This window comes from Sphingomonas pruni NBRC 15498 (assembly GCF_001598455.1).
Classification (GTDB): domain Bacteria; phylum Pseudomonadota; class Alphaproteobacteria; order Sphingomonadales; family Sphingomonadaceae; genus Sphingomonas; species Sphingomonas pruni.
Window position 1 is genome coordinate 40709 of the sequence record NZ_BCYZ01000010.1, and the last position, 23100, is coordinate 63808.

A 23100-nucleotide genomic window follows, 5' to 3' on the forward strand; every position below is an offset into this window, starting at 1 on the left:
ATGATAGTATGTCGTCAGCCTTGACCTGCACGGGTCGGTGCCGCTAGGGGCGCGCGTTCACGGCGACCGTAGTTCAATTGGTTAGAGCGCCGGCTTGTGATGCCGGAAGTTGCGGGTTCAAGTCCCGTCGGTCGCCCCATCATTCCAGCCATTTCGCGCTCGCGGCGCATTCGGGCTGGCCATCGCCGCTCTAGAAGAATATTACGCGGCTTCGTAATTTTCTTTGCCACACCGGAGCCAGCATGACTTCCGTTTGGGACCTCCCCGATTTCGACGACCATGAGGGCGTTCATTTGTTTCGCGATCCGAAAGCGGGGCTGACCGCGATTATCGCGGTGCATTCGACTCACCTCGGCCCGGCGGCGGGCGGCGTGCGGTTCTGGCATTATGCCGATGCCAATCGCGCCATCACCGACGCGCTCAGGCTGTCGCGCGGGATGAGCTACAAGAATGCCATGGCCGGACTTCCGCTGGGCGGCGGCAAGGGTGTCGTGCTGGCGTCGAAGCCGGGCGAGTCGATCAGCCAGGCGCAGCTCGAGGCGTTCGGCGCCGCGGTCGAGTCGCTCGGCGGGCGCTATGTGACGGCCGAGGATGTCGGCATGTCGGAAGCGAGCATGAAAGTGATCGCGACGCGAACCAAACATGTGTCCGGCCTTCCGGTGGCCGCGGGCGGCGCGGGCGGCGATCCGGGCCCGTTCACGTCGAGCGGCGTCTATCAGGGCGTCAAGGCCGCGGCGAAGCGTGGCCTCGGCGTCGATGCGATGGCGGGCGTGCATGTCGCGATCCAGGGCGTGGGCAGTGTAGGCGGCGGTCTCGCGCGGTTGCTCGCCGCTGACGGGGCCAAGCTGACGCTGGCCGACGTCAACATCGACAAGGCGAAGGCGCTAGCGTCCGAACTGGGCGCCGCGACCGTGCCGACCGAAGAGATCCTCACGCTCGACGCCGATATCGTCAGCCCCAACGCGCTCGGCGCGATTCTGACCGCCGACACGATCGCAGCGCTCAACACCAAGGTGATCGCTGGCGGCGCCAACAACCAGCTCGCGACGCGCGAAGACGGCTCGCGGCTCCATGCCCGCGGCATCCTCTATGCGCCCGATTACGTGATCAACGCCGGCGGCATCATCAATGTCGGGCTCGAATATCTCGGCCAGGGCGACCGCGCCGAGGTCGAGGCGCGGATCGCGCGGATCCCCGAGCGCCTGATCGAAGTGTGGGACGAAAGCGACCGTACCGGCGAACCGGCATCGGACGTCGCGGACGCGATCGCTCGGCGACTGATCGGGCGGGGCTGAGGCGCGTAAGCCAAGCGTAGCGTCGTTACCGCCGCTCGTTTCGGGTTGATATAAGTAGATGGACGGGGTGACTGTCGGTCGAACTTTGCGTAGGGCCGTCAGCCGTGGCTAGTCTTCACGCCCTCGCCAATCCCGCGCGTTTCCTGCGCCTGGCACGTCCGCTGACGCCGGCCCTCCTGCTGGCTGGCGCGGTGTTGACCCTGTTCGGCTGCTGGGCTGGACTCACGCAGACGCCGCCAGACTATCTGCAGGGCGACAGCGTGCGAATTCTCTACATCCACGTGCCGACCGCCTGGTTGGGCATGGGCGGGTGGAGCGGGATCGCGCTCGCTAGTCTGTCCTATCTCGTCTGGCGGCATCCGCTGGCACGCGTCGCCGCGCGGGCGATCGCCTTGCCGGGCGCTGTGTTCGCATTTCTGTGCCTCGCCACCGGATCGATCTGGGGGCGGCCGACCTGGGGTACCTGGTGGGAGTGGGACGGCCGGCTGACCAGCATGTTGCTGCTGTTCTTCGTCTATCTCGCTTATATGGCGTTGGCGCGCGCAGACGCCGACCGTGGCGGGGACGGGCGGCTGCCGGCGATCTATGGCATCGCGGGCACGGTGCTGCTGCCGATCATTCGCTATTCGGTGGTGTGGTGGAATACCCTCCATCAGGGCGAAAGCATCGGGCTGACCAGCTCGACGATCGACTCCTCGATGTTGTGGCCGCTCTGGTTCACGCTCGCTGGCTTCACCTTTCTGTTCGCCGGCATCGTGCTGATGCGGATGCGGGCGATGCTGGCGCGCGAACGGCGCGAGGCAAGGATGCGGAGGATGGCGGCATGAATCAGTGGCTGTTCGTCGCCGCGGCTTATGGCCTGACGCTTGGCGCGACGGTCGCGCTGATCGGCTGGAGCTATGCCGCGATGCGCGCCGTGGAGCGCGAGCGCAAGTGAAGCCGAAGCATCAGCGACTATGGCTCGCGGGGCTGGCGATCCTGGCGATCGCCGGGGCAAGCGCGCTCGCTTTGTCCGGGCTCAAGGACCAGGCGGCGTTCTTCTACGCGCCGTCCGACGTGAAGAAGCAGGGGTTGCCCTTGGGCAAGGCGGTTCGGCTCGGCGGCCTGGTCGAGGCCGGGTCGATCAAGCGCGCCGCCGACGGCGTGACGCTCGACTTCGTGGTGACCGACGGCGCCGCCAGCACGCCGGTGAGCTTCAAGGGGATCGCGCCCGATCTGTTCCGCGAGAAATCGGGCGTCGTCGCGGAGGGGCAATTCCAACCCGACGGCAGCTTCGTCGCGACCAATCTGCTCGCCAAGCACGATGAGAAATACCAGCCGCCAGAAATGGCCGGCAAGCTCCACGAGACGAGGTCGCTCAAGCAATGATCGCCGAGGGGGGACTGGCGGCATTGTGGCTCGCCGCCGTGATGGCGGTGTTGCAGCTCGTGCTGGCGTCGAGCGCGGTGATTGGCGGTCGAGCGGAAATGGCGCGAGCGGTGCGTCCGGCGGCGATCGCGCAAGGCGTGCTGACGGCGCTGGCGATGCTGTGCCTGATCCTGGTGTTCGTCCAGTCCGACATGTCGGTCCTGCTGGTCGCGGAGAACAGCCATTCGCTCAAGCCGATGATCTACAAGATCGCCGGGGCTTGGGGGAATCACGAAGGATCGATGCTGCTCTGGGTGACGATCCTGGGGCTGGCCGGCGCGGCGGTCGCGATCTTCGAGCGGCGGCTCGACCAACGCACGCTCAACGCGACGATCGGGGCACAGGCGCTGATCGCGATGGGCTTTTATGCCTTCCTGCTGTTCGCCTCGAACCCGTTCGCACGGCTGTTTCCGTCGCCGCCCGACGGCAACGGCCTCAACCCGCTCCTCCAGGATCCCGGCTTGGCGTTCCATCCGCCGACCTTGTATGTCGGCTATGTCGGCATCTCGGTCGCCTTCTCGTTCGCGGTCGGGGCGCTGGTCACACGCGATGTCGGGCCGGCCTTTGCCCGCGCGATGCGCCCCTGGGTGCTGGGCGCGTGGATCTTCCTGACGATCGGCATCACCGCCGGCAGCTATTGGGCTTATTACGAGCTCGGCTGGGGTGGTTGGTGGTTTTGGGATCCGGTCGAGAATGCCAGCCTGATGCCCTGGCTGGCCGCGACCGCCTTGCTCCATTCGGTATCGGTATTGGCGACGCGCGACGGCTTGCGCGCCTGGACGATCATGCTGGCGGTGGTCGCTTTCTCGATGAGCATGATCGGCACGTTCCTGGTCCGCTCGGGGATTTTGACCAGCGTGCACGCCTTCGCCGTCGATCCGAAGCGCGGCGCGTTCCTGTTGGCGTTGCTGGCGATCTATATCGGCGGCGCGCTGGCGCTTTTCGCGGCGCGGATCGGGACCGTCCGGCAAGGCAATACCTTCGCGCCGGTCAGTCGCGAAGGCGCGCTGGTGGTCAACAATCTGCTCCTCTCGGTGGTCCTGGGAATCGTGCTGATCGGCACGCTCTATCCGCTCGCGGCGGCAGGCTGGGGCGTGCAGTTGTCGGTCGGCAAGCCATTCTTCGACAAGACGGTGGGACCGGTGGCGCTGGCGCTGGTCGTGTTCATGGCGATCGGGCCGCTGCTGCGCTGGCGACGCGACGAGACGCAAGCATTGCTCAAGCGGATGACCTGGCCGGTCGCGGCGTCCTGCGCCGCCCTGATCGTGCTGGTGCCGTTCGCTTGGGGCGCGGGCGTTTTGCCGCTGGCGGCCCTTGTGCTTGCCGCCGGGCTCGCGGTCGCCAGCGTCGCGCCGTTATGGGGACGCAATTTGCGCCGCACCCCGCTCTTCACCTGGGGCATGGTGGTCGCGCATCTGGGCGTCGCGGTGAGCCTGGCGGGCATGGCGAGCGACAGCGCCTTCACCAAGGAAACCCTGGCGGTTTTGCGCCAGGGCGAGACGCGCGCCGTCGGGCCGTATCTGGTCACCATGACCGGTATCCGTCCGGTGGTCGGGCCCAATTGGTCGGCGATCGCCGCCGATCTCAGCATCCGCCGCGGCGAGAACGGCAAGCCGTTCATCCTGTCGCCGCAGTCGCGCTTCTTCGCCAGCCCGCCGACAACGACCAGCGAAAGCGCGATCGCGACCCGGCTCGACGGGCAACTCTACACCGTGCTCGGGCAGGCCGACGGCAAAGGCGGATGGCAGGTTCGCTTGTGGTGGAAGCCGTTCGTCACCTTGATCTGGCTGGGCGGGGCATTGATCGGGCTCGGCGGCGCCTTGTCGTTCCTTGGCCGGATCCGCCGTCGCAACCGGGCGGTCTATGAGGAACATGAGGAGGCAGTGGCGTGAGGCGCATGCTGCTCTGGCTGCCGCTCCTGCTGTTCGCGGCGCTGTTCGGGCTGGTCGCGCTCGGGCTGTTCAAGCCGGCGGACCGCACCGTGCGCTCGGCGATGGTCGACAAGCCGCTGCCCGATTTCACGCTGCCGGCGATGCTGGCGAGCAAGCCGGGCATCGCGCGCTCCAGCTTCGGTGGCGGCAAGCCGCGCCTGATCAACGTGTTCGCCAGCTGGTGCGTACCGTGCATCGCCGAGGCGCCGGAACTGATGAAATTGAAAGCCGCCGGCGTGCCGATCGACGGTATCGCGATCAACGACACGCCCGAGGCGATACAGACGTTTCTCGACCGCAACGGCGACCCCTATCAGCGGATCGGCAACGACAAGGCCAGCCAGGTGCAGATCGCCTTGGGCTCGTCCGGCGTGCCGGAGACCTTCCTGATCGACGGGCGCGGGCGGATCGTTCGGCAATATGTCAGCAATCTGCAGGACGATCAGGTCGACGACATCCTCAAGACGTGGCGGGGGATGCGATGAGACCTCTCCCCCGCTTCCTGCGTCATGCCGGGCTTGTTCCGGCACCCAACGAGAGGCAGGCGAGTTGCGTGGAGTCGAAAGGCATACGCTTGCGGCGCGTTGGACCCCGGCACAAAGCCGGGGTGACGGTAGTGTTGGGGCTGATCCTGGCCGCCATCAATCCCGCACTCGCCGAAAAAGCCTCGCTCGCCGACACCCAGCTCAGCGATCCTGCCAAGGAGGCGCAGGCCAAGGCGTTGATGGAGACGATCCGTTGCGTCGAGTGCCAAGGGCAAGCGATCTCCGACAGCAACGCCGATATCGCCGGCAACATGCGCTCGCTGATCCGCGAGCGGATCAAAGCCGGCGAGAGCCCGGAACAGGTGCGCGCCTGGCTGATCCAGCGCTATGGCGATTATATCAGCTATGACCCGCCATTGGGCGGCGCGACCTGGCCGCTCTGGGCAGCGCCGTTCGTGCTGCTCACGATCGGAATCGTCATCGCGCGGTCGAGCTTCAGGAGGAAGCGCTGATGGGCTGGATTATGCTCGCGCTGATCGGGCTGATGACGGCGGCTTTGCTCGCCGTGCTCCGCCTGCCGCGGACCTTGTGGCCGATGGCCGGCGCCGCGCTGATGCTGGGGGCGGCCGGCTATGCCTGGCAGGGTCAGCCCGACCTCGCCGCGCAGCCGGTCGCGGCCGACGCGGTCAAGCTGCCGCAGAGCTTCGCGTACAAGAAGCTGCGCGACACCTTCTTTGGCCGCTTCGGTGGCGAGTCGATGTATTTCGGCATTTCCGATGTCGCGCTGGCCAATGGCGATCCCGACTTCGCGGCGCGCGCGCTGACCGGCGGGGTCGATTATGCTCCGCAGAACGCGGCGATGTGGAGCGAACTCGGCAACGTGATCGCGCTGCACGATCGTGGCATGGTGTCGCCGGCGTCGTTGCTGGCCTATCGCCGCGCGATGATGCTGGCGCCGCAGAATCCGGGGCCACCCTTGTTCCTCGGTCTCGCCTACATTCGCGCCGGAGAATTCGCCAAGGCGCGGCCGCTGTGGAAGCACGCGCTGGATCTGACCCCCAAGGATGCGAGCTATCGCGACGAGATCGCTCGCCGGCTGGCGCTGCTCGACACGCTGCTCGCCGAAATCGCCCGCGAACCATCCGCCCCACGCTGAACGCGGGGCGGATCGTCAGAGGGCCTTCCGCCTGATCAGGCGCGCCAGGCCTCGAACGGGAGATCGAGCGCTTCGGCCACCGCCTGGTGGGTGATCTTGCCCTTGTAGACGTTGAGCCCATTGGCGAGGTGCGGGTCGGCCTTCATCGCCGCCTCGGCGCCCAGATTGGCGAGCTTGAGCGCGAAGGGCAGGGTGGCGTTGTTGAGCGCGAAGGCCGAGGTGCGGGCGACCGCGCCCGGCATATTGGCGACGCAATAATGGATCACGCCGTCGACCTCGAACACCGGATCCTCGTGCGTCGTCGCGTGGCTGGTCTCGAAGCAGCCGCCCTGGTCGATCGCGATGTCGACCAGCACAGAGCCGCGCTTCATCGTCTTGACCATCTCGCGCGTGACGAGCTTGGGCGCGGCCGCACCGGGAACCAGCACCGCGCCGATCACGAGGTGCGCGTTCTTGACCGCCTGCGCGATCGCCGACTTGGACGCATATTGCGTCTTGATCTGGCTCGAGAAGAACATGTCGAGCTCGGCCAGACGGTCGTTGTTGATGTCGTAGATGGTGACGTCGGCGCGCATGCCGACCGCCATCTGCGCGGCGTTGACGCCCGAGACGCCGCCGCCAAGGATCGCGACCTTGGCCGGCGCCACGCCGGGCACGCCGCCCAGCAGGACGCCGCGGCCGCCCTGCTCCTTTTCGAGATAGTGCGCGCCGACCTGGACCGACATGCGGCCGGCGACTTCGGACATCGGCTTCAAGAGGGGCAGACCGCCGCGCGCCGCGGTAACTGTCTCATAGGCGATGCAGGTCGCGCCGGACTTCATCAGGCCCTCGGCCTGAGGCTTGTCGGCGGCGAGGTGGAGATAGGTGAAGAGGACATGGCGCGGCTCGAGCATCGCCACTTCCTGCGGCTGCGGCTCCTTGACCTTCACGATCATGTCGGACTCGGCGAACACGGTCTTCGCATCGGGCACGATCCGCGCGCCGGCGTCGATATAGGCCTGGTCCTCGAAATCGATGCCCATGCCGGCCTTGGTCTCGACGATCACTTCGTGGCCGGCGGCATGGAGTTCGGCGACCGACGAAGGGGTCAGGCCGACGCGATATTCGTGATTCTTGATTTCCTTGGGGACACCGACTCGCATGTGAACTCTCCTGAGGGGTTTGGCTGCAAATAGCGCCGACGAGGCGAGAGAGGTTCGCAAGTTTTTTGACAGGAGCGACCCCTGGCAGGATATGTTTGCGTGATTATATTTCAATGAGAGAAAAATGCTCGACCATCTCGATCGCAAGATCCTCAAACAACTCGTCGTCAATTCGGACCTGACAAGTGCGGAACTCGGCGAGGCGGTAGGCCTGTCGGGAAGCGCTGCGCACCGCCGCGTCGGCAGCCTGCGCGACCGCGGGCTGATCGCGGGGTTCCGCGCGGTACTGTCGCATGAGGCGCGGGGACATCCCGCGGTGGTCATGGTCAACGTCACGCTCCGCGACCAGCGGCAGGAGACGATGGCGGCATTCGAGGCAGAGATTAAAGAATGTCCGGAAGTACGCGACTGTTTCCTGATGAGCGGCGAGGCCGATTACATGCTCCATGTCGAGGTGACGCGCGACGACAGTTTCGAGCGGATTCACCGCGAGACGCTGTCGCGCCTGCCCGGCGTCACGCGGCTCGCGTCGCACTTCGTCATTCGCGAGGTCATCCGTCGCCCGTGACCGGCTGGCTGACCCATAACGAGCCGGCGCATCCAATGCCCCGTTGCGGGCGTTCCTATGCAATGCTAGGGCGCCGCCACCGTAAACAGGGGCTTCATACGGTCATCATGACCTTTCGTGCGAACGCGCGGCGCTTGCCGTGAGCGCGGCCACTCCTTCCATCGCAATAACCGACGGGCACGGCGACGACGCGCACGCCGGCCACGCGCATGCGCATGGTAATGACGGGCTGATCAAGCTCGCCCTCGGCGCGATCGGTATCGTCTTCGGGGATATCGGCACCAGTCCGCTCTACGCATTCCGCGAGACGTTCGCCGGGCATCACAAGCTCAGCCTCGACCATGCCCATATCATGGGCGTCACCAGCCTGATGTTCTGGTCGATGATGGTGGTGGTGACGATCAAGTATGTCGCGATCATCATGCGCGCCGACAATAAGGGAGAGGGGGGGAGCCTGGCGCTGCTCGCACTCATTTCCAGCAAGGCGCAGACCAAGAAATGGACTGCAGGCATCATTCTGCTGGGCGTGTTCGCGACGTCGCTTTTCTATGGCGACTCGATGATCACGCCGGCGGTGTCGGTCTTGTCGGCGGTCGAAGGTCTCGCGGTGGCGCAGCCCGGCATGGCGCATTTCGTGCTGCCGATCGCCATCGCGATCCTGATCTTCCTGTTCGCAATCCAGCAGAGCGGCACGGCGAAAGTGGGGCTGTTCTTTGGCCCGATCATGCTATTCTATTTCCTGACGATCGCGCTGCTGGGCTCGCTCAGCGTCGCCAAGTCGCCCGAAGTGCTGTGGGCGTTCTCGCCGACTTATGCCGTCGAATTCTTCCTGCTCGATCCGGTCCGCGCATTCCTCGCGCTGGGCTCGGTGGTGCTGGCGGTGACCGGTGCCGAAGCGCTCTATGCCGATATGGGGCATTTCGGGCGCAAGCCGATCGGCATGTCCTGGCTGTGCTTCGTGCTCCCGGCGCTGATTCTCAATTATATGGGCCAGGCGGCATTGCTGACGCGCGACGGTGCGCCCGCGCTGGAAAGCCCGTTCTATCTGCTGGCGCCGGACTGGTTGCAGCTGCCGCTCGTCATCCTGGCGACCGCAGCCGCGGTGATCGCGTCGCAGGCGGTGATCTCGGGCGCCTTCTCGGTGACGCAACAGGCGATCCAGCTCGGCTTCGTGCCGCGCCTGCGGATCGAGCATACCAGCGCGGCGACGGCCGGGCAGATCTATATTCCGCTGATCAACTGGATGCTGATGACGATGGTCATCATCCTGGTATTGTTCTTCCGCACCTCGTCCAATTTGACGAGCGCTTACGGCATCGCGGTCACCGGCGCGATGACGATCGATACCTGCCTGTTGGCGGTCGTTCTGTTCCGGCTGTGGCATTGGCCGAAATGGGCGGCGATCCCGCTGCTCGGGCTCTTCTTCCTGGTCGACGGCGCTTATCTGACCGCCAATCTGACCAAAATCCCCGATGGCGGCTGGTTCCCGCTTTTGGTCGGGCTGATCGTCTTCACCATCCTGACGACCTGGGCCAAGGGCCGGCATCTGATGATGGCGCGGCTGCGCGAGGCGGCGATGCCGATCAAGGTGTTCATTTCGTCGGCCGCGACCTCGGCGACGCGCGTCCCCGGCACCGCGGTGTTCATGACCTCGACCGCCGAGGGCGTGCCGCACGCGCTGCTCCATAACCTCAAGCACAACAAGGTGCTGCACGAGCGCATCATCCTGCTGACGGTCAAGATCGCCGACGTGCCGTTCGTGCGCCAGGCCGAGAGGGTCAAGCTCGAGCATCTCGGCCATGGCTTCCACCGCCTGGTGCTGCGCTATGGTTTCATGGAGGAACCGGATGTGCCCGCAGCGTTGGCGCTGGTCACCGGCTGCGGCGACAAGTTCAAGATGATGGACACCAGCTTCTTCTTGGCGCGCCAGACATTGTTGCCGTCGAGCAAGCCGGGCATGGCGATCTGGCGCGAAAAGCTGTTTGCCTGGATGCTCCGCAACGCCGAAAGCGCGATGGAATTCTTCCGCCTGCCGACCAACCGCGTGGTCGAGGTGGGGAGCCAGGTCGAGATCTGAGCGAGCCGACCTGTCCTTTTGCCGTCACCTCCGCGCAAGCGGGAGCCCGTCTCTCAACTTTGCATGAAGGGTGAAGGCAGGAGATGGGTTCCCGCTTTCGCGGGAATGACGAGGAAAGTGATGCAGGCGTCGGCACCAATTATCATAACCGCCATCATCGGGCGGGAGGACCAGGCATGGCTCGACGCGCTGCGCCGCGCGCATTTTCCGCCCGAGCGCAATTTCCTCGCCGCGCACCTGACGATGTTCCACCATCTCCCGCCATCGCTTGCGGCTGAAGTGCGGCAACGGCTCGGCGACCTTGCACGGGAAGGGGCACCGGCCGCGCGCATCGCCGGACCGATGTCGCTCGGCCGTGGGGTTGCCTATCGTATCGACTCCCCCGAACTGGAGGACCTCCGCGCCCGGCTCGCCGATTGCTGGGCCGATGTGCTGACGCCGCAGGACCGCGCGCCGTGGCGCCCGCATGTCACGATCCAGAACAAGGTCGAGCCGGCGGAGGCGCGGGTATTGTTCGAGCGCCTGAAACGCGACTTTCGGCCGATGCGACTCGAGATAGATGGTTTCGCCAGCTGGTATTATCGCGGCGGACCCTGGGAGACGCTTTCGCGCCACATGGTCGCTTGACCGCGTCGGGAGCGCTACTTATAGGCCGCCGCTCGCGGCAACGCGGGCCTTTCGGGGCGGAGTAGCTCAGCTGGTTAGAGCACGGGAATCATAATCCTGGGGTCGGGGGTTCAAGTCCCTCCTCCGCTACCATATTGAACCCCCGACGGGTAAAATAGAAGGATAATAAAGAGTTATCTGAAGGTTTGGTGTCGCACCGCTACCAATTCATCTGAAAAACGGCCGAAAACAGCCGGTTTGTCCGTCTTGACTCCCCGACGATGGTTGAGTGCGACAAACTCTGGAAATCAGAGCGGACAAACTTATTTGTCAGCCATGGCACCGCAGCATCAGCCTTACGTTCCGCGACTGCTGTTGAAGGGCTTTTTAAGTCGCGATCCAGCTAAGGCATCGAAAGAGCAGGTCCATGTCTTCGATCTGGAGACGGGAAACTCGTTTACGCCGCCTATCGACAAAATCATGGGCGAGACACGGTTCAACGACTTTTGGCTCGACGACGAAACGTTAGCGACGATTGAACCTGCGGCGAGTCGGATCGAGAGCCGCCTGGCGCCCCTCGTTGAGAATATTCGCGCAACGAAACGGTTGGAGCGGTCGCGCGAGGAGCGAGAGGATCTCGCCCTCCTTATGGCGTTTCAGTTCATCCGGACGAAGAAAATTCGTCTGCTTCCCGAGAGTCTTGATCGACAAATCCGGGTCCAGGTCGAGGAGATGGGTTTCGACCCCGGAAGAATAAAGGGCCTCCCGCTATTGAGCGAGGAGATACTCAAGCGAGAGCATGTGAGGCATCAGGTTCAGAACCTCGATACTTATGCGAAAATTATCGCCGAGAAGGAGCTGTTCCTGATGATGGCGCCGGACGGATGTACCTTTTATATCGGTGATAACCCGGTCGTCATGCACACCGATGAGGAGCGGAAGGGATCAAGAGGCCACCTTGGATTGGGCGCTCCTTACATCCAAATTTATCTTCCGCTGTCCGCCGACGTAATGCTCTGCGCCTATGATAAAGCGGTCTTAGGCCAGCTCATGAGAAGCAATGATGCGGAGGCCAGGCAAATTCAAATGGAGGCGCTTGGTATGCTCACCCGAGGTGAAATCACCCCATCTCAAATGAAGCGGACGCTGAATGACATGGCAGCGCTTGATGTTACGACGCCATTGATCAAAACCATTCGCGCCGGCGAGGCGGTGGCCGTGGCAGCCGAACAAGTCCAATGTTATAACTCACTCCAGGCTTTCCACGCGCATCGCTTTGTAATCGACCCCGACGGCAAGTTCGAAGTAGCAGCGGAAATGGTGGCGGAGCGAAAGGCTGCGGCCGATTGAGAGTGGGAGATGGCTGGAAAAAGCCGTCACCTATGTTTGCGCGAAAGGCAAAATGACCCATCGTGGAATGCCCGATCCGCACGGCCCCGGCGGCAAAACCCACCCCACCAGGGTTTCTTTAAACCCATGAAAAATAAAACAAAAGTTCCATCCGTTGTAGTGTGCGTAACGACTGTTTCGCTCCTCCGCTACCATTTCGACAGTCCGGTTGGACGTCTGGCGGATGATTTGGCGGTGGCACCGCCATTGTCGCACCGCCATTGTCGATACGCACACCTTCCGCTTCCAAGCCTTTGGCCTCATCGGACTGCGCTCTAGAGTCGTTTTCAGCTTCGCTGAATCGGTACCGGCCCGCTCCCCCACCCGGCCGCCCATAGAATACCCTGTTCGGCGGCCGGGTGGGGGAGCGGGCGGAGCAGAAGGTTCCGGCGATGCGCAGCATCGTTGGAATGACTGCGTAGGGCGGTACCGCAACCGTTTCAGCTTCGCTGAAACAGAGTTTAGGCAGGGCGCCTTTCTCCAATTCGGACATTCTGTCTGGCCATCGGCGGCGAGTTTCTCGCCGTCGCGTGAGCCTGCCCGGACGCCACTGCGCGTTCTCGCGAGCCTCGCTGCCGCGTCATCGGGGTTGTCCGATGAGATCAAGCGCGACTGAGACGCTGCAGGACAGCAAAATTTTTAGGTAGTCCCACAATCTGGGATATGCGCACAATATTTGGCCTTTACACTCCGTGCCGATCTGTCTGACAATCCGCTTTTTGAAGATTGGGAAGACATGAAGCTGATCGCCGCCGCATTGCTCGCCCTGACTGCCATCGTCGGGTCGGCCGCGGCACCGGCCGCAGATACGCCGCGCGAATGGGTCGACGCCAAGACCGGGCACCATGTCGTCCGAATCTCGACCGGTCCCGGCATGTCGAGCCTCTATTTCAATCAGCAGGCCTTCACCCCGCAAGGGGACAAGATGGTCATCTCGACGGCGCAAGGGATCGCTGCGGTCGATATGAAGACGTGGAAAATTTCACCCATCGTCATCGGCAAGGGACTGCAATTGCTGTTCACCGGCCGCAAGACGCGCACCGTCTATTATTCGACGCGGGGCCGCTCGATCGACGGCGCCGGTGCGGCGGACCGCGATGGCCAGACTGGCCCGATCGAGGTCTGGGCGGCGGACATCGACAGCGGAAAGACCCGGAAGATCGCGGACGTACCGGCTGGCGGCATCGCCACGATCAACGCCGATGAAACCTTGCTGGCCGGAGCGGTGACCGAACGGGCGATGCCGCTTCAGCCGGGCGCGGCCGGGCGTGACTCCCGTTTCGACCAGGCGGCCTATGCCGCCAACGGCCCCGACGGCAAGCCGTTGACGTTCGCAGAGGCCAAGGAAGTACGGCTCAACGAACGGCTCGAAGCCAAGATACCGATGGAGATATTCACCATCGATATCCGAACCGGCGAGCGCAAGAGGGTGGTCGCGTCGACCGACTGGCTCAACCACCTTCAATTCTCGCCCACCGATCCTGGTCTGCTGATGTTTTGCCATGAGGGCCCCTGGCACAAGGTCGACCGGATCTGGACGATCAGGACCGACGGCACCGGCCTGACCAAGATCCATAGTCGTACGATGAACATGGAAATCGCCGGACACGAATTCTGGTCACCCGACGGCAAGACCATCTGGTACGACCTGCAAACGCCGCGCGGCGAAGTTTTCTGGCTCGCGGGATACGATCTCGCGACGGCCAAGCGGCGCTGGTACAAGGTCGACCGCAACCAATGGTCGGTCCATTACAATATCTCGCCCGACCAGACCCTATTCTCCGGCGACGGCGGTGACAGCGAAATGGTCGCGCACGCGCCGGACGGCAAATGGCTGTATTTGTTTCGCCCCAAGGCAATTCCCGATGTCGCGGGCATCCATGCGTCGGGCTCAGAGGCGCTAATCGCGCCCGGCACATTAGAGGGCGAGAAGCTCGTCGACATGTCCAGGCAGGATTATCGGCTGGAGCCCAACGCCCGTTTTTCACCCGACGGCAAATGGCTGATCTTCCGCTCGAACATGGAAGGTGAGCCGGGAATCTACGCGGTCGAGATCGCCCGCTCGGGAGTGACGAAGCGGCCCTCGTGACTATGGGCGGTGCTGGTGATGTGCTGTGTGGTCGGTCACGCCGGTCCCTTTCTCTTCCGTTTCGAGCTTCGGACAGCTAGTGAAAGGGCGGGGAGGAAACTATCTCGTTCCGCGACCCTCAGACTAATCAGCATTCACCAGTGCGCCAACGTTAGCGCGGAGATAGAATTCGATGTCGAAAGATACTGACGTCAAGGATCCCTACGCTTCGTTGAAGGGCGCTCAATCGTTGATGCGCGCGTTGGACATTCTCGACCAAGTAATCAACGGCCCGGTGAAATCGGCGGACTTGGCGCGAAATCTCGATCTCACGCGATCGACGACGCATCGACTTGCCCAGGCCCTGAGGGCGCGCGACTATCTTGCGATCACCCCGGACGGATATTCGCTGGGTCCGAAGCTTCTCCAGCTCGGATCGATGGCGCAGGAGCAGACCGATTACGTGCGGGTCGCCAGGCCGCATCTCGAAGCGCTTTCGGCGGAAACCGGATATTGCGTGTTTCTCGGCAAGCGCGAGGGCGACTGGTCTCGCCACCTCGATCGGGTGACCGGGCGGCAGCGGCTGCGTGTGGCGACGGCACCCGGGGACCGGCGATTGATTGTCGAAACCGGCATCGGCAAGGCGCTGCTGCTCGACCAATCGGAAGACTCGCTCACCAAATTGTTCCAGGCCGAAAAGCCCGACGCCAGCGCGAAGAAGCTGAAAGAATGGCTCGACGCGATGCGCGAGAACAAGGCGCGCGGTGTGGTGCTGCACGAGAGCGAAGCCGGCGATTTCGTTCGGTCCGTCGCTGCGCCGGTGCGGAACGACAAGGGCAACATCGTCGTCGCCATCAGCATCGCCGGAGCGGCCGCCTATCTGACGGACAAGGTCCTCGACGAGCTCGCCGCCCCGGTGAAAGCGGCGGCAGCGAGCATCGGTGCCTCGCTTGGATATAGAGCGTCCACTTCCGACTAAGCCCCGGTGTCAGTAGAGCGGAAATAGGCGTCGCTCATCACGGGTTCGGCATGGTGAACAGCCGGTCATAATCGCGCCAATGTGCATTCATGGTGCGGACCTTTTGCCGCAGCACGGATTGGAAATTGGGGCCTAGTTTCATGATCGTCTCCTCGCCGTTGCTGGCGGCGAGATCGAGCAGCGGGCGGCTGCTGCTCGACATCAGCTTGTCGAGCGCCACCGCCGTATCGATCTCGCGTCGCGCGGTGTTGATCATGTCGGCGCGCGCCCAATCGCTCTGTGTGCCCAGGACCGGATGGGCTTCGGGTTTTGCGTTCAGCGCCGTGACACGGTCCAGCTGGGCCTGATAGCCGACCATGTCGTCGGCCGACTGCAACAAATAGCCGAGTGCATGAACCCTCTTGCTCGTGAGCCGCCAATAGTCCGCAGCGTCGGACGTGGTTGCGGAGGCGGCGAGGGTGTCGAAATCCTTCTGCGCGCGTCGGACGCGCGGCATGGAGATTTCGATGGCGCGTTGGAACAGCAGGTGCGCGCCCCATCCTTCGTACATGCGCATTGCCTGGATGTCGGCCAGATTGGACGCCGATTCTTCGGTTCCGGCCTGAAAGAGAAAGCGGCGATAGCCGGCCTTTTCGGCGTCGGTCAGCTCGGCCGGGATCGGCACCATCGGCCGTTCGATCCAGCGATTGAGCACGTGGCCCATGCGCAGCATCGGACCGAAGTCGAGCACGTCGAGATATTTGCGGACATCGTTGAGCGCGCTCCAGGCATCGATCAGCGTGTCGGCCTGGTTGTCGCCCACTTCGGATGCTGCGAAGCGGCGTAGCGCCGAGAGCCGCTCGGCCGTCGTCGCCATCGGCTGATCAGCGGTCGACTTGAACAATCGGAAGGCGAAATCCTCGCTTTCGCGATCGCCGAGCAGATAGGCCTTGTGGGTACCGCTCGACCTGGGGATTGGATCGAAACTCGGAACGACGAGCCCGACGACCGGAGAGAACGCGCCGTCGTCGATTCTGGTGATGCCGGTCTCGAACGGGCGTCCGTCAGGGCCTTCCTTGCCGTTTACGGCGAGATCGGTCGGGAGCTTGCGCTGGATATTTTCGAGCACGTCCGGACCGAAGGTGGGGATCATCCAGGGCCGTGGCGGTATCTGATTGACGTTGATGCGGATCCGGTGCCCCGACGTGGCTGCCGCCTGCTGAATGTTGCTCATGAAGCCGACCACTCTGTCGGCGAGCGGCACGTCGCGGTTTTCGGGTACGCCATTCGCGCCGGGATACAGGCCAGGCGCCCAATCGAAGCCCGACCCGGCGTCGGTCGTGACCCACAGAAACGTCTCGATCTGCGGGCATGCCGACAGGAGTGCATTGGTCGACTCCCGATACATCGCCAGCACATCGGGATTGGCCACGTTCGGTGCGAAATAGACCTTCTTCGATCGCGTGACCTGGTCGATGCGGGGGCCGCGATATTCGGGATGGGCGGCGAAGAACGCCTCGGGCAGGACGCCGGGCTCGTTCGCGCTCCAGATCGCTTTCAGATCGTATTTGCCGAGAATGCGGCAGCGCTCCGCAACGATGCGCTGGACGCGCGCCGCATAGGCCACGTCCATGAACGGTCGGACCGCCTCGGGCGGGAATATCTTGAACAAGGTGGCGTGGTGCGCGAACCACGCCGGATAGGGATCGTCGGCGTCCAATTCCCAATAGGCGATCGGAAGCCCTTCGGTGACGACTACCTCCGTCGCACCCAATTCGCGCGCCATCCTGGCGCGGCGGTCGAAGTCGGCGAGATCGTCGGCATCCCGGCTCGCCATCGAAGCGCCGGTCGACTTTTCCCTTGAGGTGGCGATTTTTCCGGCTGCGACGGCGGGCGTAGCGACCATCGTCGGCGCGAGCACCGCAAGAAGGGACATCGTCACGGCGCGCCACGTCGGCAAACGTCTCATCCTTTCACTCCAAATATGCCTCGCGCCTTCCACAGCCCCAGGCGTCCGCGGCGCCCTAGTCGCGGCCGGAATCGCGCAGCCGCCGGCGTCCGGGGGCGTCGGGTGCGACGATCGGCACATGGTCGAGCGCGTCGGGGATCAGGGCCAGGCATTGGATCGCCGCCAGTCCCCATTGCGCCGAGGCGTTGGTCGATACGCCCGGCCATTCGAGCACGCCATCGACCATGTGCCGCGGATCGCGCGGCCATGTTCCGAGACCGGCGTCGCCCGACAGGAACTCGCCGGCCGCGCGCGTCGCCAGCGCTGCATCCTTCTCCTGAAACGCCGCATAGGCGGTCAGGCGCGAATGTCCTTCGCGCAGGTTGCGCGGCCCGAACGGCGGTCCGAACTTCGCCAGATATTCGGCCTGCGGCGCGTTGTACCAACGGCAATATTCGAGCCAGGCGGCGCGATAGGAAGGGACGTCGAGGAGGCGCAGCAGTTCCGCACTGACTTCCACCGCTCCGAACACCGCATTGAGATGGGAGAGGCCGATGCCGCGCTTCTGGTCGACGAAACGTCCCGTTGCCAGTTCGAACGGCGCGCTGCCGGTCATCCAGCCGTGCGGCAGGCGACCGATCGTCTCCAGCCCGGCAACGATGCGATCGCGCCACTTGGTGTTTCCCGTCCGCTCCCATTCGGTCAGCCAGGCGGCGGCGAGGGGGCACCAAGTGGTGCCGAACGTCATCTCGATCGTGCCGGGGGGCAATTGCAGCTTCTTGGCGCCGGGGACCTTTCGCCCGATCTCGACATCGATCAACGCGTGATCGGAGGTGACGAGCGCGCGCATCAGGTCGCCGACCCGATCATCGGCGGTCAGATAATAAAAAATCCGGCGATAGGTGGCGTTGCTGACACGCGGTTGCTTCGAACTGTCACCCCAATGTTGCACCCCATGGCGCGTGCCGAGACCGGCGAACCGGCCGGTGTGATAGACGTCGACTTCGCTGGTGTGCCGCGTCATCGCTTCGGCCAGACGCCAGGTTTGGGCGTCGCCGGTCCGAAGCGCCTGATACCACAGCCACAGGTCGGTCGAGAGCTCGCTATTGTCCCAGGCGAAACCGCCAATGTCGTAGCGCCAGCGATGGCGGTCGCTGTCATAGGTGTGCATCACGTCGCCATGGTTCCAGAAGCCGTACCAGGAGCGGCGGTCGACCTCCCCGGCGTAGAAATCGACCAGATTGGACAGCTGGTTCTCGATCGCGGTGCGATTGGGAGTCGAGCGGTCGGGAAGGCCGTAATCGGCGAATATTCCGGCGGCATGGAGGTGGCCGGGCGCGGCCATCAATTGTGGCGGTTGCGCCTGAAAAGCAGACATCGCCGCCAACGTGTCATGATCGGGCGTGGCGGGCAGCGCCCACAGCATCAATTCGTTGGTGCGCGCAATGCCAGAGGCGTCGTCCCAGCCGGGCTCGTAATCCTCATAAGTGACCGACAGTCCCTCATTCTGCGCGTCGTACCCCTCCATTCCCATCGTGCCGTGATAGGGGCGCAGATCCATGGCGGGCGCCTCGGGCGACCAGAGCCAGGCGGTCAGCTTTGCGGTGTCGCCCGTCGCGCCGTCGATATGCAGCGCGGTCGGATGGCGTTGCCAGAAATAGCGCACGCCGATCGCGGCTCCTCCCTCCGGCCCGCCGACATAAGCGAGGCCAGGCGCGCGCCGCCCTTCCGCGGCGTCGATCCGTCCCTGATCCTGCCCGGTGCGCTTGGTCAGCGCCCAGCCATTGGCGGTCGGCTGCTCCAAGCGGAAGTCGCCCCAGGCGGGAACGCGCTCTAGCGTCGCGCGGACCGCATTGGCCATGCGGTCGAGCGAGGGTACCGCGCGGCCCGCTATCTGGGCGTCCCGAAACGCCTTGCCGGGGTCGCGGCGCAATCCGGTCAGCGGGCGAACTGCCTCGACGAACATCTGGCCGTCGGTTGCGACGCGGACATGACGATCGTGAAGCTCGCCGCGCATCGGGACTGCCGCGCTTATGCCGAGCGAGGAAACGAAGTCCTTGCTCGCGCTGCCATCGAACACCACCGAGTGGACGACGCGCAGGCCGGTCGACCCAGCATAAGCGTAGAGGCGGACAGTGAACGGCATCCAGGCGCGCTCGCCCGACACATGGCGACCATCGATCCGCACCACCGCGCGAACCGGGCCGCGCTGCTCGATCGTCACCGTGTCGATCCGACCGGTGAACGGCGTATCGGCGCCATGGAGTGGTTCGGTGCGCGACGATCCGACCAATGAGACGGGGCCGAGCACCGTCTTGCCGCCCTGCGTCGCCGATCGGATCAGCGCATCGCCGCTCTTCGCGATTTCCCAGGCGAGGTTGCCAACGCGGATCGTGATTGTGGCTGCGTTGTCGGCGACTGCAACAGGCTGGGTCGGCGGGACAGGCCGGCCGAACGTGACGGTCAGCGCGTCCGGCGACAGGTCGGCCGGGATCGCGTGCGCAGTCCACTTGAGCGACCCATCGGGCCAGGTCGCGGTGATCCAGGTTTGCGATGGTACCGGCTTTCCCGCGCCATCGAGAACGGTCAGCGGCGTATCGCGCTTGACGGTTCCGCGCGGCCAGGCGACGCCAAAGGTCTGGCCGCCATGCATGATGGGGGCTTGCCCGTCGATCCAGCGCACCGGCGCGGGGGCGACGCTGGGGCGCGCAGCGTCAAGTCTGAACGGAAGCAAGGTCGTCGCGCCTGCCAACAAGCCGGCCTTCAGCGCTTCCCGACGGCTCAGATGCATCTCTCTCTCCATCAACGGCTGATGTCGGCGACCCTATGGGTCACGGGGCGTGCCCCGAAGGGCGTGCGTGCCAGCCGGATTATGCCCATCGCCTCATCGCCCCTTTGCTTTCCACGCTGTTGTCGCGTGTTTGTTCTATTAGGTCGCCTAGCATGTCCCGAAATATAGAAGCAATGTCTACATATTGGGAAAAATTGTAGCAAAATATCGCAACCGGTTGCGGCTTGTAGGACGTGGTCGCATAATGCGGCACAAAGCAGCGAAGGAGAGAATGATGCGGGTGTCCAGCGTGCTGATCGGGGCGGCAGCCATGTTCCTGGCAGCAAATGTGCAGGCCTCGTCGCCAGCGCCGATGCGCATCTTCATCGCCAGCGATTCGACCGCACAGGATTACAAACCGGACAGATATCCGCAGTCTGGATGGGGCACGATGCTGCGGTGCGCGGTGGATCCGGGCGTGACGATCGAGAACCGCGCGATCGGCGGGCGCAGTACCAACAGCTTCATTCGCGAAGGCCGGCTCGACAAGATCGCCGCCGATCTGAGAAAGGGCGACACCCTGCTGATCCAGTTCGGCCATAACGATGCCAGCATCGACAAGCCGGAACGCTACACGACGATCGAGCAATATATCGCCAACCTTCACCGTTTCCTCGACGTGGCGAAAAAAGCGGGGGCGAAGGCGGTGATCCTGACCCCGGTCGCACGCCGCGATTTCAAGGAGGGCGTCGAGCAGCCGAGCTTCCCCGCTTATGCCGACGCCGCGCGTCGCGTGGCGAAGGAAACGCACACGCCGTTGATCGATCTGGGCAAGAGCTCGCAGGCGATGGTCCAGGCGCTCGGTCCGGAGGCCGCCAAGGGTTACTATCTGCATTATGACGGCGCGGCAGGGGCACCGGGTTATCCCAACGGCGTATCCGACGACACGCATTTCAGCGAGGTCGGCGCACGCCATATCGCCGACTTGGTGGCGACGAGCCTCAAGGCGCTGCGCTTGCCGATTTCGAAGCGCGTGACGCCGCACACCCCGGCGCTGACCCGCAATATTCCGGTGGGCGGGCCGTCATGCGTCTGATCGCAATCGTCGCGATGATCGCCGCCGCGACGATCCAACCGGCTAGCGCTCAGGTCCGCCGCTTTGCGCTGGGAATTACGCCGGCATCCCCCGATACCGTTACGGTCGCTCCAGGGCGCGCCTATGCGGAGGGATATGGCTATGAGATGGGCAGCGACCGGTTGTTCTCGGTCGCGGCGGCACCGGGCAATTACCGCGTGACGGTGACGATCGGGCTACCGAACATAGCGACAGAGACCACGATCAAGGCAGAGTCGCGCCGCCTGATGGTCGATGCGCTGAAGGTCGCGGCCGGACGCCATGTGACCGTCAGCTTCATCGTCAACGTGCGCAATGCCAACCTAGTGCCGCCGCCGCCCAATGCGCCCGGTGGATCCCGAGTACTGCTGAAGCCGCGCGAACAGGGTTCGTTCAGCTGGGACGACAAGCTGACACTCGAGATACTCGGCGAGCATCCCGGCGTGACGGCCATCGCGGTCGAGCCGGTGACCGTGCCGACCGTGTTCCTGCTCGGGGACTCGACCGTCACAGACCAGCCGGCCGAGCCGGCTGCCAGCTGGGGACAGATGCTTCCCGCCTTATTCGCGCCCGACATTGCCATCGCGAATCACGCCGAAAGCGGCGAAACGATGAAGTCATTCATGACCGAGTTGCGCCTCGCCAAGGTGCTCGAGCTTGCCAGGCCCGGCGACTGGGCGTTGATCCAGTTCGGCCATAACGACCAGAAGGCGAACTGGCCGCAAACCTATGCCGCGGCCGAGACGACTTATCGCGATTATCTGCGCGCCTGGATCGCAGAGTTCCGCAGGCGCGGTGTTACGCCGGTACTGGTCACCTCTCCCGAGCGGCGTTTCTGGGCGGGTACGAAAATCCGTCCGACCCTGAGCGATTATGCCGCAGCGGTGAAGGCGGTCGGCGCCGAACTCGATGTGCCGGTGATCGACCTCAATACGATGAGCATGGCCTTTTATGAGGCGCTGGGGCCTGATCGGGCACCGATGGCCTTCAATGACAATGGCAAGGATGCGACGCATCATGACAATTATGGCGCCTGGGTGCTGGCGCGGAGCGTGGCGAAGGGAGTGGCGGATGCGAAATTATCCTTGGCGCGGCATTTGAAAACCGACCTGCCGCCGTTCGATCCGTCACGTCCGCCCGATCCGTCCGGCTTTCGTCTGGCACCCAGCATCGCGCACGACACGCGCCGTCCGGACGGCAATTGATGCCGACGCGCCGTTCTCTGATCGCCGGCTCCATCGCCGCATCTTTTGCCCTTCCCGCGACGCTTAGCGCGGCGCCGGACGGGGCGGGTGAGGGCGTCACGGTCGATCGCTTCCCGATCTGGCCCAAGGGGCCGCCCGGCGCGCCGACGCCGGCGGTGGTCGAACAATGGGTCAAGAGATCGCCCAATGGGGGCGTCGACGATATCGCATGGCCGCATGTCGCGACGCCGATGCTGACTGTGGTCAAGCCGGCCAAGCCGAACGGCGCCGCGGTGCTCATTTGTCCGGGCGGGGGCTATGCCCGCGTGGCGGTGGGCCGCATGGGCGGCGCGATCGCGCGTGAATTCGCCGCGCGCGGAATTACCGCGTTCGAGTTGCTCTATCGGCTGCCGCACGACAATTGGGCAGCCGGGCCGGATACCCCGCTCCAGGATGCGCAGCGCGCCCTGCGAGTGATCCGCGCCGGCGCGGGGAAGCGCTGGCCGATCGACCCGGGGCGCGTTGCGGTCACCGGTTTTTCGGCCGGCGGGCATCTCGCCGCGCGATTGGCGAGTAGGTCCGGTCTTTCGACGTATCAGCCGCAGGATGCCGCCGATCGTCTGTCTGCGGCGCCCGTCGTGGCGGGGTTGTTCTTTCCGGTCATCACGATGATGGACGATGGCGTCCATGCCCAGTCGCGTCGCGAGCTATTGGGCGGGCACGCGGCGGATCCGCAATGGCAGCAGCGTTATTCGGCGCAGCGCGACTTGCCGGCGTCGATGCCGCCCAGCTTCGTCGCCTGCAACGGCGATGATCCGGTGGTGCCGTTCCGTAACGCGATGCTGATGTTCGAGGCGTTGAAGGCGACGCAGGTCCCGGCCGAACTGATGGTGTTCGAAAAAGGCGGCCACGGCCCGCCCGCCAACCATAAGGACGGCACGCCGGTGCCATGGCTGGACCTGTTCCTGGCGTGGAGCCGCGATCACGGTTGGCCCGGCTGAC

Annotated in this window: 19 protein-coding genes and 2 tRNA genes; 18 read left to right on the forward strand and 3 right to left on the reverse strand. The window is 64.3% G+C overall.

The window, feature by feature from the left end; all coding sequences use genetic code 11:
- Positions 1 to 62: 62 nt before the first annotated feature.
- The 8 genes from SPR01S_RS04710 (at position 63) to SPR01S_RS04745 (ending at position 6274) form a co-directional block, all read left to right on the forward strand.
- Positions 63 to 139: transfer RNA gene (locus SPR01S_RS04710), tRNA-His, on the forward strand.
- Between the two features lie 103 nt (positions 140 to 242).
- The gene (locus SPR01S_RS04715) at positions 243 to 1295 is read left to right on the forward strand and encodes a Leu/Phe/Val dehydrogenase (RefSeq protein WP_066585628.1); all 1053 of its coding nucleotides are present in this window, start codon (positions 243 to 245) and stop codon (positions 1293 to 1295) included.
- 104 nt (positions 1296 to 1399) lie between these two features.
- Positions 1400 to 2122: a heme ABC transporter permease CcmC gene (gene ccmC / locus SPR01S_RS04720; protein ID WP_066585631.1), complete on the forward strand. Its 723-nt coding sequence runs from the start codon at positions 1400 to 1402 to the stop codon at positions 2120 to 2122.
- 106 nt (positions 2123 to 2228) lie between these two features.
- The gene (ccmE, locus tag SPR01S_RS04725; protein ID WP_066585634.1) at positions 2229 to 2663 is read left to right on the forward strand and encodes a cytochrome c maturation protein CcmE; all 435 of its coding nucleotides are present in this window, start codon (positions 2229 to 2231) and stop codon (positions 2661 to 2663) included.
- Complete coding sequence (locus SPR01S_RS04730) at positions 2660 to 4594, forward strand: heme lyase CcmF/NrfE family subunit (RefSeq protein ID WP_066585636.1); 1935 nt, start codon at positions 2660 to 2662, stop codon at positions 4592 to 4594. The genes ccmE and SPR01S_RS04730 overlap by 4 nt, the downstream gene beginning before the upstream one ends.
- A complete protein-coding gene (locus SPR01S_RS04735) occupies positions 4591 to 5118 on the forward strand; it encodes a redoxin family protein (RefSeq protein WP_066585639.1) in 528 nt (175 codons plus the stop codon). Before SPR01S_RS04730 ends, SPR01S_RS04735 begins: the two co-directional genes overlap by 4 nt.
- Positions 5119 to 5240: 122 nt before the next feature.
- Positions 5241 to 5630, forward strand: a complete 390-nt coding sequence (locus tag SPR01S_RS04740; RefSeq protein WP_439646722.1) for a cytochrome c-type biogenesis protein — start codon at positions 5241 to 5243, stop codon at positions 5628 to 5630.
- Positions 5630 to 6274, forward strand: a complete 645-nt coding sequence (locus tag SPR01S_RS04745; protein ID WP_066585641.1) for a tetratricopeptide repeat protein — start codon at positions 5630 to 5632, stop codon at positions 6272 to 6274. The genes SPR01S_RS04740 and SPR01S_RS04745 overlap by 1 nt, the downstream gene beginning before the upstream one ends.
- Positions 6275 to 6309: 35 nt before the next feature.
- Here the strand turns inward: SPR01S_RS04745 and ald are convergent, their stop codons facing one another.
- A complete protein-coding gene (gene ald, locus SPR01S_RS04750; protein ID WP_066585643.1) occupies positions 6310 to 7416 on the reverse strand; it encodes an alanine dehydrogenase in 1107 nt (368 codons plus the stop codon).
- A gap of 124 nt (positions 7417 to 7540) precedes the next feature.
- Between ald and SPR01S_RS04755 the strand changes: the two genes are divergently transcribed.
- From SPR01S_RS04755 to SPR01S_RS04785, 7 genes are all read left to right on the forward strand, one after another.
- Positions 7541 to 7984, forward strand: a complete 444-nt coding sequence (locus SPR01S_RS04755) for an Lrp/AsnC family transcriptional regulator (protein ID WP_066585647.1) — start codon at positions 7541 to 7543, stop codon at positions 7982 to 7984.
- A 139-nt stretch (positions 7985 to 8123) separates the two neighbouring features.
- Complete coding sequence (locus SPR01S_RS04760; RefSeq protein WP_084250943.1) at positions 8124 to 10061, forward strand: potassium transporter Kup; 1938 nt, start codon at positions 8124 to 8126, stop codon at positions 10059 to 10061.
- 120 nt (positions 10062 to 10181) lie between these two features.
- Positions 10182 to 10688, forward strand: coding sequence for a 2'-5' RNA ligase family protein (locus tag SPR01S_RS04765; protein ID WP_066585649.1), 507 nt, complete (start codon positions 10182 to 10184; stop codon positions 10686 to 10688).
- Between the two features lie 55 nt (positions 10689 to 10743).
- A tRNA-Met gene (locus SPR01S_RS04770) sits at positions 10744 to 10820 on the forward strand.
- Between the two features lie 183 nt (positions 10821 to 11003).
- Complete coding sequence (locus SPR01S_RS04775; RefSeq protein WP_066585652.1) at positions 11004 to 12017, forward strand: DUF4238 domain-containing protein; 1014 nt, start codon at positions 11004 to 11006, stop codon at positions 12015 to 12017.
- A gap of 775 nt (positions 12018 to 12792) precedes the next feature.
- The gene (locus SPR01S_RS04780; RefSeq protein ID WP_066585654.1) at positions 12793 to 14145 is read left to right on the forward strand and encodes an oligogalacturonate lyase family protein; all 1353 of its coding nucleotides are present in this window, start codon (positions 12793 to 12795) and stop codon (positions 14143 to 14145) included.
- A gap of 172 nt (positions 14146 to 14317) precedes the next feature.
- Positions 14318 to 15103 carry an IclR family transcriptional regulator gene (locus tag SPR01S_RS04785; RefSeq protein WP_066585656.1) on the forward strand — a complete coding sequence of 262 codons (786 nt, stop codon included), beginning with the start codon at positions 14318 to 14320 and terminating at the stop codon, positions 15101 to 15103.
- A 37-nt stretch (positions 15104 to 15140) separates the two neighbouring features.
- Here SPR01S_RS04785 and SPR01S_RS04790 read toward each other — a convergent pair whose 3' ends face one another.
- Both SPR01S_RS04790 and SPR01S_RS04795 read right to left on the reverse strand, forming a co-directional pair.
- Positions 15141 to 17051, reverse strand: a complete 1911-nt coding sequence (locus SPR01S_RS04790; RefSeq protein WP_157081949.1) for a hypothetical protein — start codon at positions 17049 to 17051, stop codon at positions 15141 to 15143.
- 55 nt (positions 17052 to 17106) lie between these two features.
- On the reverse strand, positions 17107 to 19821 hold the full coding sequence (locus SPR01S_RS04795; protein ID WP_369405260.1) for an exo-rhamnogalacturonan lyase family protein: 2715 nt from the start codon (positions 19819 to 19821) through the stop codon (positions 17107 to 17109).
- 274 nt (positions 19822 to 20095) lie between these two features.
- On the opposite strand from SPR01S_RS04795, the gene SPR01S_RS04800 reads away from it, so the two are divergent.
- From SPR01S_RS04800 to SPR01S_RS04810, 3 genes are read left to right on the forward strand one after another with little or no spacing between them, the layout of a single operon-like run.
- The gene (locus SPR01S_RS04800) at positions 20096 to 20896 is read left to right on the forward strand and encodes a rhamnogalacturonan acetylesterase (protein WP_066585733.1); all 801 of its coding nucleotides are present in this window, start codon (positions 20096 to 20098) and stop codon (positions 20894 to 20896) included.
- On the forward strand, positions 20887 to 22119 hold the full coding sequence (locus SPR01S_RS04805) for a rhamnogalacturonan acetylesterase (RefSeq protein WP_084250944.1): 1233 nt from the start codon (positions 20887 to 20889) through the stop codon (positions 22117 to 22119). The genes SPR01S_RS04800 and SPR01S_RS04805 overlap by 10 nt, the downstream gene beginning before the upstream one ends.
- Positions 22119 to 23099 carry an alpha/beta hydrolase gene (locus SPR01S_RS04810; protein ID WP_066585661.1) on the forward strand — a complete coding sequence of 327 codons (981 nt, stop codon included), beginning with the start codon at positions 22119 to 22121 and terminating at the stop codon, positions 23097 to 23099. Before SPR01S_RS04805 ends, SPR01S_RS04810 begins: the two co-directional genes overlap by 1 nt.
- The last annotated feature ends 1 nt before the right edge of the window (position 23100 follow it).

What these genes read in the sequence shown, in the direction of transcription:
- SPR01S_RS04715 (WP_066585628.1), top strand. Translation starts at nt 243, where the DNA reads ATGACTTCCGTTTGGGACCTCCCCGATTTCGACGACCATGAGGGCGTT.
- SPR01S_RS04730 (WP_066585636.1), top strand. Translation starts at nt 2,660, where the DNA reads ATGATCGCCGAGGGGGGACTGGCGGCATTGTGGCTCGCCGCCGTGATG.
- SPR01S_RS04745 (WP_066585641.1), top strand. Translation starts at nt 5,630, where the DNA reads ATGGGCTGGATTATGCTCGCGCTGATCGGGCTGATGACGGCGGCTTTG.
- ald (WP_066585643.1), bottom strand. Translation starts at nt 7,416, where the DNA reads ATGCGAGTCGGTGTCCCCAAGGAAATCAAGAATCACGAATATCGCGTC.
- SPR01S_RS04755 (WP_066585647.1), top strand. Translation starts at nt 7,541, where the DNA reads ATGCTCGACCATCTCGATCGCAAGATCCTCAAACAACTCGTCGTCAAT.
- SPR01S_RS04765 (WP_066585649.1), top strand. Translation starts at nt 10,182, where the DNA reads ATGCAGGCGTCGGCACCAATTATCATAACCGCCATCATCGGGCGGGAG.
- SPR01S_RS04775 (WP_066585652.1), top strand. Translation starts at nt 11,004, where the DNA reads ATGGCACCGCAGCATCAGCCTTACGTTCCGCGACTGCTGTTGAAGGGC.
- SPR01S_RS04780 (WP_066585654.1), top strand. Translation starts at nt 12,793, where the DNA reads ATGAAGCTGATCGCCGCCGCATTGCTCGCCCTGACTGCCATCGTCGGG.
- SPR01S_RS04785 (WP_066585656.1), top strand. Translation starts at nt 14,318, where the DNA reads ATGTCGAAAGATACTGACGTCAAGGATCCCTACGCTTCGTTGAAGGGC.
- SPR01S_RS04790 (WP_157081949.1), bottom strand. Translation starts at nt 17,051, where the DNA reads ATGAGACGTTTGCCGACGTGGCGCGCCGTGACGATGTCCCTTCTTGCG.
- SPR01S_RS04795 (WP_369405260.1), bottom strand. Translation starts at nt 19,821, where the DNA reads ATGCATCTGAGCCGTCGGGAAGCGCTGAAGGCCGGCTTGTTGGCAGGC.
- SPR01S_RS04800 (WP_066585733.1), top strand. Translation starts at nt 20,096, where the DNA reads ATGCGGGTGTCCAGCGTGCTGATCGGGGCGGCAGCCATGTTCCTGGCA.
- SPR01S_RS04805 (WP_084250944.1), top strand. Translation starts at nt 20,887, where the DNA reads ATGCGTCTGATCGCAATCGTCGCGATGATCGCCGCCGCGACGATCCAA.
- SPR01S_RS04810 (WP_066585661.1), top strand. Translation starts at nt 22,119, where the DNA reads ATGCCGACGCGCCGTTCTCTGATCGCCGGCTCCATCGCCGCATCTTTT.